12 protein-coding genes are annotated in these 15,716 nt (G+C 45.3%); 5 read left to right on the forward strand and 7 right to left on the reverse strand.

Annotated elements, in window-relative coordinates; translation table 11 throughout:
• Positions 1–7: 7 nt before the first annotated feature.
• Both rapZ and murB read right to left on the reverse strand, forming a co-directional pair.
• The gene (rapZ, locus tag ABXS75_18150; protein ID XCP84925.1) at positions 8–889 is read right to left on the reverse strand and encodes an RNase adapter RapZ; all 882 of its coding nucleotides are present in this window, start codon (positions 887–889) and stop codon (positions 8–10) included.
• Between the two features lies 1 nt (position 890).
• Positions 891–1,802, reverse strand: coding sequence for a UDP-N-acetylmuramate dehydrogenase (murB, locus tag ABXS75_18155; GenBank protein XCP84926.1), 912 nt, complete (start codon positions 1,800–1,802; stop codon positions 891–893).
• Positions 1,803–2,034: 232 nt separating this feature from the next.
• Between murB and ABXS75_18160 the strand changes: the two genes are divergently transcribed.
• The 5 genes from ABXS75_18160 (at position 2,035) to ABXS75_18180 (ending at position 6,399) form a co-directional block, all read left to right on the forward strand.
• Positions 2,035–3,342 (forward strand): hemolysin family protein, encoded by a 1,308-nt coding sequence (locus ABXS75_18160; GenBank protein XCP84927.1) that lies wholly within the window; start codon positions 2,035–2,037, stop codon positions 3,340–3,342.
• Between the two features lie 238 nt (positions 3,343–3,580).
• The gene (locus ABXS75_18165; GenBank protein XCP84928.1) at positions 3,581–3,958 is read left to right on the forward strand and encodes a CidA/LrgA family protein; all 378 of its coding nucleotides are present in this window, start codon (positions 3,581–3,583) and stop codon (positions 3,956–3,958) included.
• Complete coding sequence (locus ABXS75_18170) at positions 3,939–4,631, forward strand: LrgB family protein (protein XCP84929.1); 693 nt, start codon at positions 3,939–3,941, stop codon at positions 4,629–4,631. Before ABXS75_18165 ends, ABXS75_18170 begins: the two co-directional genes overlap by 20 nt.
• A 148-nt stretch (positions 4,632–4,779) precedes the next feature.
• Entirely contained in the window at positions 4,780–5,574 is a 795-nt protein-coding gene (locus ABXS75_18175; protein ID XCP84930.1) for an N-acetylmuramoyl-L-alanine amidase, read from the forward strand.
• A 141-nt stretch (positions 5,575–5,715) separates the two neighbouring features.
• Positions 5,716–6,399 (forward strand): sigma-70 domain-containing protein, encoded by a 684-nt coding sequence (locus ABXS75_18180; GenBank protein ID XCP84931.1) that lies wholly within the window; start codon positions 5,716–5,718, stop codon positions 6,397–6,399.
• Positions 6,400–6,645: 246 nt separating this feature from the next.
• On the opposite strand, the gene ABXS75_18185 is transcribed toward ABXS75_18180, so the two are convergent.
• The 5 genes from ABXS75_18185 to ABXS75_18205 form a co-directional block, all read right to left on the reverse strand.
• Positions 6,646–9,126, reverse strand: coding sequence for a glycoside hydrolase family 3 C-terminal domain-containing protein (locus ABXS75_18185; GenBank protein XCP84932.1), 2,481 nt, complete (start codon positions 9,124–9,126; stop codon positions 6,646–6,648).
• A gap of 236 nt (positions 9,127–9,362) precedes the next feature.
• Complete coding sequence (locus ABXS75_18190; protein ID XCP84933.1) at positions 9,363–11,435, reverse strand: glycosyl hydrolase; 2,073 nt, start codon at positions 11,433–11,435, stop codon at positions 9,363–9,365.
• A 76-nt stretch (positions 11,436–11,511) separates the two neighbouring features.
• The gene (locus ABXS75_18195) at positions 11,512–12,477 is read right to left on the reverse strand and encodes an aldo/keto reductase (protein ID XCP84934.1); all 966 of its coding nucleotides are present in this window, start codon (positions 12,475–12,477) and stop codon (positions 11,512–11,514) included.
• Between the two features lie 128 nt (positions 12,478–12,605).
• On the reverse strand, positions 12,606–14,234 hold the full coding sequence (locus ABXS75_18200; GenBank protein XCP84935.1) for an ABC transporter substrate-binding protein: 1,629 nt from the start codon (positions 14,232–14,234) through the stop codon (positions 12,606–12,608).
• A 51-nt stretch (positions 14,235–14,285) separates the two neighbouring features.
• Positions 14,286–15,716, reverse strand: a complete 1,431-nt coding sequence (locus ABXS75_18205) for a Sapep family Mn(2+)-dependent dipeptidase (protein ID XCP84936.1) — start codon at positions 15,714–15,716, stop codon at positions 14,286–14,288.

Here is a 15,716-nt window from a genome sequence, read left to right on the forward strand (position 1 = left end):
TTACCACCTACTTTGCCTTCGTAATGGCATCCTTCTCAATATCACGATGCTCTTTTTTTAAGCCATAAGACGCTTCGCGCTCTTCCAGTTTTTCAAACAATGCATTTGCCAGAGTGACCGAGCGGTGCTTTCCGCCCGTGCAGCCAATGGCGATCACAAGCTGATGCTTTCCTTCCGCCACATAATTGGGGATCAGAAATTCTACCATCTCCACCAGTTTCTCCAAAAACTTCACAGCGGTCTCATTTCCCATCACATAATCCTGCACCTCTTTATCGTTGCCGCTTAAAGGACGCAGCTCTTCGATATAGTAAGGATTCGGAAGAAATCTCACATCGAACACCAGGTCCGCATCATTTGGTATCCCGTATTTGAACCCAAAAGATAAAACATTAATATACAGGTTCTTATATTCTTTGTTCTCCATAAAGATTTTATTCAGCTCCGCCTTCAGTTCCCGCGTCAGCATCCGGCTGGTGTCCAGAATATATTCTGCATGCTGCTTCAGGAACTCGATCTTCTGCCGTTCTTTGGCAATCCCCAGTTCAACTCTTCCGCCTCCCGCAAGCGGGTGGTTCCTCCGGGTCTCCTTGTAGCGTTTGACCAGAGACTCATCTGATGCATCGAGGAACAGAATCTCATAGGCGATCCCGCCCTCATCCATCTCTTTTAAAATGTGCTCCATCTCGTTGAGGCTCTGCCCGTTCCGGATGTCAAGTCCAAGCGCGATCTTCGTGATCTCGCCGCCCGGCACCAGCATAAGCTCCGTCAGCTTCGGGACCAGAGGAATCGGCAGATTGTCCACACAAAAATACCCTATGTCCTCCATCATCTTTAAGGTTGTACTTTTACCGGCACCGGACATGCCTGTCACGATCACAAAACGCATCTTAGAATTCTCCTATCCTCTTCACTTCCGGCTCTAATGTCACGCCGAATTTCTCTTTTACGGTATTCACCACGTGCCGGATCAGGTTCACGATATCCTCCGCCGTGGCATCTCCTGTATTGATCACGAAGCCGCAATGCTTTTCAGACACCTGCGCCCCGCCGATCCGCGAGCCTCTAAGGCCCGAATCCTGTATAAGTTTCCCGGCGAAATACCCTTCCGGGCGTTTAAACGTACTTCCGGCACTGGGATACTCAAGCGGCTGCTTCTCCACCCTTCTTTTCCGCAGATCCTCCATCTTCGAGCGGATCTCTTCCCGTTCTCCTCTTTGCAGGCTGATCCGCGCCTCCAGAACAATATAATCCTTTCGGGAAATGATGCTGGTGCGGTACCCCATCTCCAGTTCCGCAAGGGGAAGCTCCAGAATATCCCCGTCCCTTGTGAGCACGGTCGCGGATCTGAGCACGTCCTTCATCTCACCACCGTAAGCACCTGCATTCATCACCACAGCACCGCCTAACGTCCCCGGAATACCCGCCGCAAATTCAAAACCGGTAAGTCCTGCCTCAAGTGCTGTTACCGCAATCTGCGCAAGGGAGCAGCCCGCCTCGGCGCGAATCACATTGCCCTCTACCCGGAGACGGTTCAGGGACTGGTGAAACTTCATCATCACGCCTCGATACCCCTTGTCCCCCACAAGAAGATTGCTTCCATTCCCCAGTATATAATATGGCACGCCCTCCTTGTGGCATAACTGGATCGCGCCTTTTATCTCCTCTGCCTTTACCGGCATCACCAGGTAGTCTGCCGGGCCTCCCACCCTGAATGTCGTGTGTCTTCTAAGCGGCTCGTTCCTGCGGACCCGCTCTTCATCTATAACCGTAAGTAACTGTTCTTCAAAATGATTTTCCATAATCTGCCCCTTATTCTCTTCATTTTTCGCTGCATAAAAAGAAAAGGCGAAAAAGAATCCCGATTATGAGATTCTTTGGGATACCCTTATATGATTATGCAGCAAGCCAGCATTTCAATCACACTTATCATACACTAAATTACTCCTAAGTTCAACGTGCTCTTGCAAAATCCACCAAAATGGATTATATTAAATATCAAATACCAATTTACAAAAGGAGTGATTTTTTACTGTGGACCCTAGTAGTGTCACGCAAATCGTAATTCTATTCATTTTACTTCTGCTGTCCGGCTTTTTTTCATCGGCAGAGACAGCACTGACGACCGTAAACAAGATACGGATGCGTTCCCTGGCGGAGGAGGGGAACCGGCGCGCAGCGACCGTCCTGAATATTACAGAGAATTCCGGGAAGATGCTCAGCGCGATTCTGATCGGCAATAACATTGTCAATCTCTCCGCGGCTTCACTGACTACCACTTTGGCGTACAGTCTGGGCGGCTCGGCAGTTGCACTTGCCAGCGGTATCCTGACTCTTCTGATCCTGCTCTTCGGCGAGATTACCCCGAAGACCATGGCGACGATCCACGCCGAGAGGGTATCACTTTTTTACGCACCTGTTATTCATATATTCATGAAGCTCATGACCCCCGTCATTTTTCTCGTGAACAGTTTGTCGATGGGTGTACTTTTCCTGCTTCGGATCGATCCGAATGCACGAACGGATGTCATGACCGAGACTGAGCTTCGGACCATCGTAGATGTCAGCCACGAAGACGGAGTCATCGAGTCAGAAGAAAAAGAAATGATCTATAACGTGTTCGATTTAGGCGACGCCAAGGCGAAGGACGTTATGGTCCCAAGGATTAACGTAACGTTTGCTGACGTAAACTGCACCTATGAGGAGCTGCTCGAATTATTCCGGGAGGATAAATTCACACGTCTCCCCGTATATGAAGAGTCAAAGGATAATGTAATAGGCACGATCAATATGAAGGACCTGTTACTGTTCGATAATAAGAAGAATGATTTCCACATTCGGAATATTTTAAGAGAGGCATATTTTACTTACGAGTACAAGAATATTTCCGAGCTATTGGTAGAGATGCGACAGGCTTCTTTCAATATCGCTATTGTGCTGGACGAATATGGCGAGACCTCCGGGCTCATCACTCTGGAAGATATCCTGGAGGAGATCGTGGGCGAGATCCACGACGAATACGATGAGAACGAGGAAGAAGAGATCCGCGCCCTGAACGAACGGGAATATGTCGCGGCCGGATATACCAATCTGGACGATTTGAACGACAGTCTGGATATCCATCTGGAATCAGAGGATTATGATTCCATCGGAGGATTTATCATTGGTCTGCTTGACCGGCTTCCGTCTGCCGGCGATGAGGTGACTACCGAGGACGGTATCCGAATCGTGGTAGAAAAGCTGGATAAGAACCGGATCGAGCAGGTACACCTGTATCTGCCACAGCAAAAGGTGACAACAAAGGAAGACAAACGCAGTCATGATACAAGGGAGTCCGACTAATCATAGCGCTATGGCGGAGCGAAGCCCCCTGGGCCATGGCTATGGACAGACGGGATAGTCAACCTGGCAGATGAGTTTTTCATCTGCCTTTTTTATATATAACTTCTCGGGATCTCAATGAAAAAAATAAACCCAGGTGTCCTTTGAGCAAATTGTTAAGAGTTTTTTGAAAAAAGTGGGCTATACTAATCAACGTTCATGGAACAGATAAAAGAGAGGGGATATGGAGGAAATTTCAATGAAATACATGAGACAATTTGGAATCATATTGGGGGTGACCTGTATAGGAGAGGTGCTGAAATATTTTATACCCCTTCCGATTCCTGGAAGTATTTATGGGTTGGTGCTAATGCTGGCCTTTCTTATGCTGGGAGTCATAAAGCTGGAGAAAGTCAAAGAGACTGGAGAGTTTCTGATTGAGATCATGCCGCTGATGTTCATACCGGCGGCGGTGGGACTCATCACTTCATGGGAGCAGCTCAGCAGTATTTTGGTGCCCGTGTGCGTGATTACGGTAGTCACTACATTTCTGGTCATGATCGTGACCGGAAAAGTCACTGATTTGGTCATCTTCAGAAAGAAAGGGGAACAGCGCGATGAATCAACTCATGCTTAATTCTGCAACGGTAGGAATCGTGATCAGCGTACTGGCCTATGAGATCGGAATGGCAGTGAAGAAAAAATGGAAGCTGGCAATTTTGAATCCGCTTTTGATTTCCATCATCCTGGTTATCGGAGTTTTGCTGCTTTTGGATGTGGATTACGAGAGCTATAATGTGAGCGCAAAATATTTGAGTTATCTGCTTACACCTGCAACGGTTTGCCTTGCCATCCCTCTTTATCAGCAGTTGGAGTTATTAAAAAAGAACGCATTTGCAATTTTCGTGGGAATTTTGTCCGGTGTCCTGACCAGTCTGGTCTCCATCTGGGCGATGGCAGTGTTATTCCAATTAACTCATGAGGAATATGTGACGCTGCTTCCCAAATCAATCACAACGGCAATCGGTATGGGCGTGTCGGAGGAACTGGGCGGTTATGCGGCGATTTCGGCTGCAGTCATCATTATCACAGGTGTCCTGGGAAATATAATCGCGGAGACTGTTTGCAAAATAGCCCGCATCAGGCATCCGATTGCAAGAGGACTGGCACTCGGTACGTCGGCACATGCGATCGGCACAGCCAGAGCGATGGAAATGGGAGAGGTGGAAGGCGCCATGAGCAGCCTGGCAATCGTGTCAGCCGGATTATTTACAGTCATAGGTGCGTCCATATTTGCCGGATTTTACTAAAATAAGGTCCATTTGACCTTATTTCGGGTATGCATTGTAACTAAATGATGTGAATCACCTTGCAGTCCCTAGATGGCAAATATGTTGGGGCAGGGGAGAAATCTTTGCATATAGTAATATAGAAAAGATTTCTTGCGAGGGAAAAATTATGCCATATTCAATCATGCTCGATGCCGGTCACGGAGGGGCGCGGGATCCTGGCGCTGTGTATAACGGGCGGCAGGAGAAAGAGGATAATCTGAACCTGGTACTGGCAATTGGTGAGATTCTGCAAAATAATGGACTGGACGTGGAATATACCAGGACGACGGATGTATATGAAAGTCCTTCTCAAAAGGCGAGGGAAGCAAATGAGGCCGGGGTGGATTTCTTCGTGTCGATCCATCGTAATTCCAGCCCGGTTCCGGGACAATACATGGGAGTAGAAAGTCTGGTCTACGATTTGTCCGGAATCAAATATGAGATGGCGCAGAACATTAATGCACAGTTGGAGACGGTGGGATTCGTGAATCTGGGTGTAAAAGCCCGTCCAAATCTGGTGGTTCTTCGCAGAACGCAGATGCCGGCCGTACTGGTCGAGGTAGGATTTATCAATTCCGAGACGGACAACAGGATTTTTGATGAAAACTTTGAGGCAATCGCCCAGGCAATTGCCCGGGGCATATTGGAAACACTGAACCTGGGTGGAACAGAGACAACCGGCCCGGGGGAAACGGAACACCCGCGCGTAAATTACCGTGTGCAGGTGGGCGCATTCCGCCATCAGCCATACGCACAAAGGCTCCTGCGCGAACTGACAGAACAGGATTTTCCGGCAGATATATACGAAGGCGGCCCCTATTACCGCGTACAGGTGGGAAATTATGAAACACTGGACGAAGCAGTGGGAATGGAGAGACGTTTAAAACGGGCAGGGTATCCTACTGTTGTCGTCAGCTCCTAGAAAGAATCACGGTCGGTATTCCCGGTGGCTAAGATTGAGGGGGCCACCGGGAGGTAGGCTTTTCTATCATTGATTTGGAAGGCTGTTGGCAGTATAATAGGACTGTCAGCAGCTATTTTTTTGAAGAAAAGGAGAAAAATTATGGCAGGAAAATTAGAATTTCGCGAAAAACTGGCAGGAATACAAAGCCTTTGCAAAAGCAAAAACAATCAAATAGAAAAAAGCGAAGTAGAAGAATATTTTCAGGAGGACAACCTGTCAAGAGAACAGATGGATCTGGTCTTCGACTATCTACTTTCCCAAAACATTGTCGTAAAGAATTACATTAAGACCGGCGGTGCAGTCATTCAGGCCGAAGAAAACGAAGAAATCGCCCTGTCAGCCGAAGAACAGCAGTACCTTAGCACCTATGAAGAAGAGCTCCGCCAGATGAAAGACAATCCCTTTCTAAAGAACTGCCTCCAAAACGTCATTCAAATAGCCAACGAACTCCATCGTCCCGAAATCTTCCTCGGAGACATGGTACAAGAAGGAAACGTCGGCCTCATGACCGCCATGTCCCAGGAAAACTACACAGAAGCGACCCTTCTTAAGGCGGCCCGCGAAAACATACAAGCCCTCCTGGAGTCCCAGACCGAGACCCGAAAAAAAGACAGACGAATGGCCGACCGCGTAAACGATCTTGACCAGCAAATCCAGCAACTAACCCAGGACCTCGGCCGCAAAATCACCGTAGACGAACTGGCCACCCACCTAAACATCACCGAAGAAGAAATCGCCGATATCCTAAAACTAGCCGGAGAAGACCTCCCTCCAAATGACTAAAATTTTGTTACAAAAAACCATAAATATCACCAATATCTCCCCCACACAACTTCACTATGGCCGTAGAAGAGACACCAGCCGCCGGAGCACCGTCTTACTATGCAGGACCGTAGAAAACGCCGGCACTTACAGGCAGAAGCCGCCCATCAAGGCGGCGCCCTGGCTGTTAGTACCGCTGCGTTTTCTTCCGAGCGAAAGCGTGTCCGGCATAGTAAGACGGTGCTCCGGCGGCGTCCCCCCTCTTCGCTATCCCCGCAAAATCACTCCAACCAATCTCCCCACACATCTCCTCAGCCGCTCTTCCGTTAAATTTCCATTCTCAAGCGCCTCTCGAAGATTCTCATGATCCGTGAGCTGTCCCGGCATGACCAGATCATTTCCGGCATTCATGCACCCGGCCGCAGTACAGTCATCTCCGGCCTCCGTCGTACACCAGTCTGTCATGATCACGCCATCAAATCCCCATTCTCTTCGGGCTGCCTTCGTGCATAGGTCATGATTATTTGCGGAATGAACTCCATTTATAAGATTATAGCTGGTCATAATCGACATGGGGTGAGCTTCCTTTACCGCAATCTCAAATCCTTTCAGATAAATTTCACGCAGCGCGCGCTCGGACAGAATACTGTCAGAACCCATTCGGTTATCCTCCTGATTATTGCAGGCAAAATGTTTGATCGTTGTGCCGCAGCCTGGAAGGCTCTGTACTCCTCGTGTCATAGCGGCGGCAATCTTACCGCTCAAAAGCGGATCCTCGGAGTAATATTCAAAATTCCTTCCACACAAAGGATTCCGATGAATATTCATGCCGGGAGCAAGCCACAGAGTTACGTGGAAACGCTGCATTTCTTCGCTCACGGAAGCGCCGACCTCCTGAACCAGCGCCGTATCCCAGGTCTGAGCCAGCAAAGTGCCCACTGGAAATGCGGTACAAAATTGATAATATTTCTCTCCCTCGCATTTGAAATCCGGGCAGAGAAAACCGCCTTCCAGACTGGCCTCGAACGGGAGAGGAACAATTTCGCCGTCTTTCACGTAATAAGTTTTATTGAGCCGGAGACCTGCCGGACCGTCTGCCAGAATGATATTCGGGATACCCTTGTCCATGGCACAGGAACTGGTCTCGCCGGCAGAACCGGGAACAGAGATTCCGGAAGAACCAAGGTTGTTTCCCGGAAGATTTGCGGGAACTCCGGTAGCTAACTGAATAAGCTGCTCCACGTCCAGGCTCTCCACGACAGGATTGATTTCATCAGCCATATTCGGTTCAGAATAGTCGATGCATTCTGTCTGGACGTTACTTAAATCTAACAAAATGACAGGCACATTTTCTTTCAGCCCTCTTTGAGACCATGTTTCATAGCGGAGATGCCGTTTTTGCGGATCACACTCCAGCTCATGCAAATCCTGCTGAAGCGGACAGATATTTGCAAGCTGAGTCAGCTTTCTCTCTTCATTAAGCCGAAGCATGGCGCAGAGCGTGCTGTCAGGAAGAGAAGCTCCGGACCAGATTCCATAGAAACCGCTCTCTAGCAGCCAGGAAGCGCTGCCCTCGTCATAGGAGGCCATATGGCAGAGTGGGAATGAGATTTCCAGAACCTGGCTTTCCTGCGGAGCAAGCAGGTCTGTTTTGGCGAATCCGCAGAGCCTCCGGTATTCTTTCGGAAGCCTGCCGTCCGGTGCAGAGACATAAATCTGCACGATTTCCCGCCCGCTGTATAAGCGCCCTATATTTTTCACCTCGACGGATACACGAACTTCCGGCGCAAAGCCATCTGTCACACAGACATGTTTTGTCGTGATCCGGAACTGGGTATAGGAAAGTCCATAGCCGAAGGGATAGCGGACCGGTACGTCGAAGGTATCAAAATACCGGTATCCGACATAGATTCCCTCCTCGTAGTATTCCTGCGATACATTCGCGTTATTATGTGAAAATGTTGCCGCATTCGGGTAATCTTCATAGTGAAGCGCCCAGGTATCGGTCAGTTTCCCGCCGGGTGTGACTTTCCCACTCAGGACATCGGCGAACGCATTTCCCCCTTCCATGCCAGGCTGAACAATGTGAAGAAGCGCCTGAATATTCGGGTATTCGTCCAGGAAGGACAAATCTACCGGACCACCGGCATTGATCACTACAATCACATGACGGTAATAGGAACAAACGTCGTCTAACATCTGGTGTTCCTCTTCGGCAAGGAGATAGTCTCCGGCGCTGTATGTGCGGTCCAGTCCCTCCCCGGCATTTCTTGCCAGAACAAAAATAGCGGTGTCGGTATCTGTGTCCTTAGCCTTAGGTCCTACAGGAATGGGGAACGGGGTGGAAGAATAGGCGTTAAAAGGAGGCATGTGTTCTTCGTATAATTTCCGGTGAACTTCCTCTCTCCAGGACAGGCGGGCAGCGGTATAAAGCGTTTCATAATCCTGAATCCATTTTGCGGTCGTGATCGGATAGCCGGCAGCCTTAAGGCCCTGGTAAATCGAAATATGATCTCGTTCGTTGACATCACCGGAGCCGGTTCCGCCCTTCACTGTCCTTGTGGCCCCGGCGCCAAAGAGTGCGAGTCTGGTGCCCGGCTTTAGTGGAAGAAGGTCCGCTTCATTCTTTAGCAGGACCATGCCTTCGGCTGCCGCGCGGCGTGCGAGAGCGCGGTGCAAAAGCTCGTACTCCTGAGGCGCTTCACAGGTAGTTCCGGTAAAAATGTTTGAATCGTTTACTTGAAACATGGTGGGTATTCCTCCTTTGAAAGTATATATTCCTGGAATCTCCGGTCCTTATTTCATAAGGCTTCCAGACAAAATCCGAGCAATCTGTTGTGTTCACTTTCCCCACAATCCGAACGTGATGAAAGATACGATTTCATTATAGCCGCAAATCCGGTGTGATACAATCCTCTTTTTAGATCACATATTACAAACCACGGGATGCCCTTTGGGTATACATACTGGCTACTTTTCTTGCTCTATTTCTCTGATATATATCTTACTAAAGTTCCATATCCAGCAGGAAGGCAGACTGCAGTCTGTCCTTTTTCATCCCGCACACATTCTGTAATCTCTCCAGTCCATGGATCCCAGCATTCCAGACAATATTCTGTAGATAATTGAAGTTCTCTGTTCGTATTATCAAAATTCACAAAATATATCCAAAGATCTCCCTCTTTTTCTATCCTCATAAAGAGAACTCCCCTGACATCCTCTCCATTATGCAGATATGGATCATGGATTACATCTCCATAATAAGGGTTACTGATAGAAGCCTGCAGACATCCGTCGTCAGTTTGAAATGGAAGCGGTGTCCTTTTCCTGATTTCAGTTAAAACTGTGTCGTTTATATCAGTTTGTTTGATAAGTAATCCGCCCTGATTTTCAAATTTGTTCAAAAACTTCTGCATCTTATCATTTACGCACCATCCATTCGGACAAATGCAGGCAGGTGCATACTCCCCTGTCAGTTTATTCCTGATTGTCCCATCGATAACTTCAAAATTTTCCAATGCATCCCTATGTAAAATCTGAAAATCCACATTTTTCATTTGAAGCTGAGCCATCAAAAATTGTAGTTGTTTATCCAATTCTTTTGCCCAGTTCCCGGCTATCCTCGGTCCACAATCATAATAACCATTTTTATAACGTTGATCTCCGACATAATCCGCCCAAAATGATTCTGTGGGCATAACAATTATCACATCGCAAATTCGCTTTCCATTCGCAATACATAAATAGAGACGTCTAAGCATAGCATTTAGCTGTGATGTTTTCTCCCAATATTCCCATTGAAAAAACTGCGATGGAGGCCAATCCTGGGCCCTCTCCTCTCTCAAAGAATAATAATATGCGTGATTTATCAATAAGTTCACTCCCTGATGTACCATCCAACAGAGCATTCTGCGCTGTTCCTGCATAGTAAGTTCATTTCCTGAACCCCCAAAAGCCTCGCACGCCAATAGCTTCCTCCCATAGCTCCTTGCCGCAGAAGATACAAATTTAATATTCTGGCTTCCAATTCCCTTGGCCAAATGATCCACACATGGCACATGGATATAACGGAACTGACAGAGCAAATCACCAGAATAGCGCACCTGACTTGCTAAAGTCTCCTCGCCAAGTAAATGTGCGCACAATTGAACTTGATGTTCCTCGCACCAATCATACAATACTTTCCAATAATTTTGTTGGAATAGCTCAGATACTACTTGAAAATAATCCATGCGAATCCGTGCACTCTTCTTATCGTCACGGACTAAATACGCAAGTTCTGTCAAAATATTATATCCTTTCCTCTTAAAAAACTCCTCTGGAAAATCCATGCACCAGGGATAAGGATTACAGAATCGGCTCTCATCGTTGAAAACTGCAGTAATCGTTTTTCCAAATTCTTCAGAATATCTGTAATAATATTTTTCATATACAGCATTAATGAAGGCACGTGTACACTCTGCATCCAGGTAATTGATAGATCTTCTTCCGCACAGAGCATAAGGATCCACGCAAAGAGTCACAACAACTATCTCTACAGGCTCTAAAGCCATGTATTTCAGAGCATAGGCATACGTTCCATCATATTGTATATACTTTTCTTTAAGCAGATTCTCACTACGACCATCTGAACTAAATGAACACACACATAAAAGATCCACCGAACTAAGATGAATCTGATAAACCTCTCCAGCCTGAAGAAAGTGAGTTTCAAAATTCAAAAAATGCTCTCTATATTCTTCCTTTTTGGTCAATTCTCCATTACACGTTCCGGATGGCCAATCAAATTCATCATACAGCCAAAGCTTTTCCTGATGTTTATTTTTTTCAGATACAATTACGTCTATACTATCAAAGAAATCGCTGCCAAGATATTTTCCAATATAACCTGATCGCGCATGTGCTATCGTATTTTTTATCCCCTGGCCGCGCATAAGTGCAAGCTGGCGTGTTAATTCTTCTCGTTCCAATTGATCATTCAAAAGCCAAAAAGGTATCTGTACACTATCTAATCTATTGTTCTCCGATACATCATAAAAATCTTTTCTTCTTATCATTTTTTCCTCCAGATATTTCAGTATTTCTTCGAAATTCCAGTTCAATATTTGCTTTTCGAAAATTACATTATCCCTATTACCAGCCTCGGATTGACCTTAATCCATTAATAATCTCTAAATCCACTTTCATATCACAGCTTGCCACTGCATCTTCTAAGGTCTCGTGATTGCTAAAAGAAGCAATAGGAACCGATAAATAATCCCGTTCCATTACATAGCGAAGGACATACATTCCAATTTTTCGCGGCTCCTGTATTCTTTCATTTAAATAGGCCGACATCTTTCGGTTCACAGCATTCTCACATAATTCTTCTGTTGACTCTGGAATATGTGCGCTCATTGCACATTTTGTAAAATATCCGCCTGTAATGGCCATATAAGCTGTCACCGCCAGTTTGGTCTGTTCATGGTAATCATGATATACTTTATCAAGAAACAGCAAGTTTCTATTCTTTACAACATTCTCATTGGGAATTGCCAGACAGTCCATAATCTGATTACATGAAAATCCTTTATAGCCCTGCCTCTTAGCATAATCCTGTGCTGCTTTCAAACGTTCTAAAGTCCAATTAGAACACCCATAATAACGGGTTTTTCCTTCTCTTCTAAAACCTTCCAGAGTATCAACCAGTTCTTCCACAGGAATACATACATCATCTCTGTGCAGAATATATATATCAACATAATCCGTTCCAAGATTTTCCAACGTGGCATTCATATCCTCAGCAAGTGCTTTGGCATTCACACGGCTGATATCCATTTGGTCAAAATCAGGGTGACCTCCCTTTCCAATAATAACCAGGTTATGCCGATTCTTTCTTGCTCTCAGCCATCTGCCAAAAATTTTTTCACTTCTCGCCCGCTCACCCGGAATCCAATCACCGTATATATGGGCGCTATCCATAAAATTACCACCATAATCAACAAATCTATCTAATTGCTCAATGGCAAATTTTTCTGTCAGCCATGTGCCATAATTAGACGTTCCCAAACAGAGTTGCGAAACTTTTATATCCGTGCCTCTAATATTTGAATATTTCATATCCTATCCCTTTCTGTCAGCTAAACCTGTACAACACACTAATGAATACAGGCTGCTCAGTTATACTAAGCAGCCTGCTTGTGTTGCCAAGCGTACCTAAGTGGACATTCATCTTGGCATCAAATTCCTTAGTCTTCGCAGGTCCACTCCCAAATTGCATAATTATTTGCATTAAAACTAGCATAATCCAGGTTTCCCAAACGATTGCTAATCGGAATAATTGCATTCGCGCTGTAAAGATAAACATATGTTTGATCCTCATTACAGAATTCCTGAAGTTCATACGCATATTCACGTTTCTCTTCACTTGTCAAACTATCTATCGCTTTTGTAAAGACATCATAATAAGTCGGATCAGATATACAACCAAAATTGACTGCTCCATCTGGATTATAGCAAAGACCGATTCCGCCTGGATTTTCATAAATAGACCCTGCTGAACTCATAAGACCGAGATCATATTCCCCTGCTATCAATGCAGCCATATGCGTAGAATAATCTGAGGTTGAAATTTCAGTTTTTACACCAACAGCTTCCAAATACTGCTGTACCATAAGTCCTGCATTTTGACGAGTCTGATCACCTGTAGGAACTGAAAACGATAAAACACGTTCAAAATCCCAGCCTGCTTCTTCAAGCAACGCTTTGGCTTTTTCAGGATCGTATGTCAAAAATTCCACATCATCTTTATAGTAAAGATTATTCTTCGTGTATGGGGTATAGATGGGAACACCCAGCCCCAACATAGCATTATCCACAATAGCCTGCTTGTCTATCGCATAATTAAATGCCTGTCTAACGCGCACATCTGCAAAATAGTCTTCAGACATGTTCATAGTCATGTAGCAAAATGCAGGCGTTTCCTCGACAATTATTTGCATATTTTCCTGTTTTGTAGCTTTTTCGTAATCTGAAATGGGAAGACCTCCCGGTATATAAGCAATATCCAACTCCCCTGCCATAAATCCTGCCAATATATTAGCCTGATTTACAACTTTAATCACAAATTTATCAAAATCACATTCTCCCAGATGGTAATTTTTATTTACCGTAAATTCTATGCTTTCTCCGGCAATCTGTTGATCATACATCAACGCTCCACATCCAATTGGATGGTTAAAAAATTCATTGACATCCAAGGTCTCCACTGGAGCATCCTTAAGCAAATGCTGAGGCAATATAACAATCATACGTGCATTATTTATGAAGGTCACTTCATCCACAGGTTTTTTCAAAGTAAATTTCACTGTGTGATCGTCGATCTTCTCAACTCCGGCACTGTCTTCTGAAATCTCAACACCGCTATCATCCGTTCCATCCAGGATTGCCACGTACGAACGCCGGGCCGTGGGCAGCTTCTCCTTCGTCTGCAATTTAAAAGTCCAAACCACATCATCAGCTGTCACTGGAGTCCCGTCAGTCCAGGCTGCATTCTCATCCAAATAAAAGGTATATTCATCAAAAGTATCATTAATTTCATAACTTTTCGCCAGCCGCGGTTCCATTTCTCCCTCTGCATTGTAATTAAACAGACAATCAAAAAGCAACAACTGTACAAAGGTATCATAGCCTGCCACCGAATTATAGGGATAAAGACTGGTCCATGAAGACTGCATAGCCATCGTGACTATTTTTTCACCCGTATTTTCTTTCTCCGTTACAACATCCTTTGTCTCCGTCTTACCACATGCGCTAAAAACACTCACTAACAACGTGATAATCATCATCAGACAAAAACCTCTTTTCAACTTCTTCATTTTGTTTCTCCTCCTTTGTTTATTAATATTATTTTTCAAAAAAATTAAATGCTATACAATTAGTTTCCACAATTCATTCTTCTGAATTCCCAATAACAAATGCACAAAAAAACGAATTCCTTCCAATAAATTATCAATGCAGACTGCTTCATCTGCCGCATGCGCAGATCCAAACCGGGACTTTCCCTGGTTCATGATGCCCGGACCTATGGATACTGCATTTGGAAGTTTCCTTGCATGAGTACCACCGCCCATAGTAAAAGGCTTTATCTCTTCCGGATCATAACCATTTGCAACCAGGAATTCGTCTCTTACCTTCAGAATGCCTGCCACAAAAGGTGATTGCAGATCCACATAAAAGGGCTTACTATCAGAGTAGCCTACTGCTTCAAAACCATGCTTCTGACACCGCTTCCTCATACGCTCCATAAGCCTCTCTGAATCCGTACACATAGCATAACGTACATTTACATTCTGCATGATTTTTCCCTCTGCTACGCGAATCATTCCACCAATATGTGTAGTTTTTCCGAAGATTTCATCGTTGCTCTGAATATCCAGCCCTTCTCCATATACATCAGCAAAAGCTTCTGCTAAAAAACCCAGAATCCTTTTTGCTTCCGTATTGGGCAGATTTGTTTTAACCAGACCCGAAGCTAACTTCTGAATCGCATTAACGCTTCCCTGATCAGGGAAAGCAGCGTGTCCAGCCATCCCTTTTGCGTCAAATCGGTATCTTCCCATCCCCAGATTTTCCCACCTCAAATCCTCTTTCCGCAATCTTGCTTCCTCACATAACAGTAAGCTTTCTTCTATTCCTGTTAAAATAACGGATGCTGAATCCGGCACTGAATTAAAAGCGCTTCCTCCTTTAATATCTTCGATATTACTGTCTTGAAATCCCGTTTCCAGTTCTGCACAAAGCATTCCCTTTTCTCCATAACACAGATTCATAACTCCATCGATTACAAGTGAAAAATCCGGAGCCTTATGCTTTTTCAAAAAATACTCCATATCCCGCATACCGTCTTCCTCGTTACATCCCATTAATAAACGTACATCAAACGGAAGCGTTATTCCCTGTTCCTTTATATATCTTAGAGCATATATGGCAGCCATTACAGAACCTTTATTATCACATGCACCGCGTCCTATCACCCATCCGTCAATCTCTACGGGCGAAAATGGGACATAATTCCATCCATCTCCCGGGGGCACTACATCAAGATGACCTACCAATGCAATCTCGCCCTGCCCGGTTCCTTTCAAAATCATGCTTCCACAATAATAATCATCATTTTCTGTCTCAAGTCCCATATGGTTCCCCATCTCCAAAGCGCAGTCCAGGCATTTTGCACATCCTTCTCCCATGCTATATGGTCCATCCTGAAAAATACTGATACTGGGATAGCTGACCAGGCATTTCAAGTCTCGAACAAATTCATCATAATGCGCACTTACCCACTCATTTAAATCATACAT

This window comes from Roseburia hominis, from assembly GCA_040702975.1.
Classification (GTDB): domain Bacteria; phylum Bacillota; class Clostridia; order Lachnospirales; family Lachnospiraceae; genus Allocoprococcus; species Allocoprococcus hominis_A.

What these genes read in the sequence shown, in the direction of transcription:
- rapZ (XCP84925.1), bottom strand. Translation starts at nt 889, where the DNA reads ATGCGTTTTGTGATCGTGACAGGCATGTCCGGTGCCGGTAAAAGTACA.
- murB (XCP84926.1), bottom strand. Translation starts at nt 1,802, where the DNA reads ATGGAAAATCATTTTGAAGAACAGTTACTTACGGTTATAGATGAAGAG.
- ABXS75_18165 (XCP84928.1), top strand. Translation starts at nt 3,581, where the DNA reads ATGAAATACATGAGACAATTTGGAATCATATTGGGGGTGACCTGTATA.
- ABXS75_18170 (XCP84929.1), top strand. Translation starts at nt 3,939, where the DNA reads ATGAATCAACTCATGCTTAATTCTGCAACGGTAGGAATCGTGATCAGC.
- ABXS75_18175 (XCP84930.1), top strand. Translation starts at nt 4,780, where the DNA reads ATGCCATATTCAATCATGCTCGATGCCGGTCACGGAGGGGCGCGGGAT.
- ABXS75_18180 (XCP84931.1), top strand. Translation starts at nt 5,716, where the DNA reads ATGGCAGGAAAATTAGAATTTCGCGAAAAACTGGCAGGAATACAAAGC.
- ABXS75_18185 (XCP84932.1), bottom strand. Translation starts at nt 9,126, where the DNA reads ATGTTTCAAGTAAACGATTCAAACATTTTTACCGGAACTACCTGTGAA.
- ABXS75_18190 (XCP84933.1), bottom strand. Translation starts at nt 11,435, where the DNA reads ATGATAAGAAGAAAAGATTTTTATGATGTATCGGAGAACAATAGATTA.
- ABXS75_18195 (XCP84934.1), bottom strand. Translation starts at nt 12,477, where the DNA reads ATGAAATATTCAAATATTAGAGGCACGGATATAAAAGTTTCGCAACTC.
- ABXS75_18200 (XCP84935.1), bottom strand. Translation starts at nt 14,234, where the DNA reads ATGAAGAAGTTGAAAAGAGGTTTTTGTCTGATGATGATTATCACGTTG.
- ABXS75_18205 (XCP84936.1), bottom strand. Translation starts at nt 15,716, where the DNA reads ATGTATGATTTAAATGAGTGGGTAAGTGCGCATTATGATGAATTTGTT.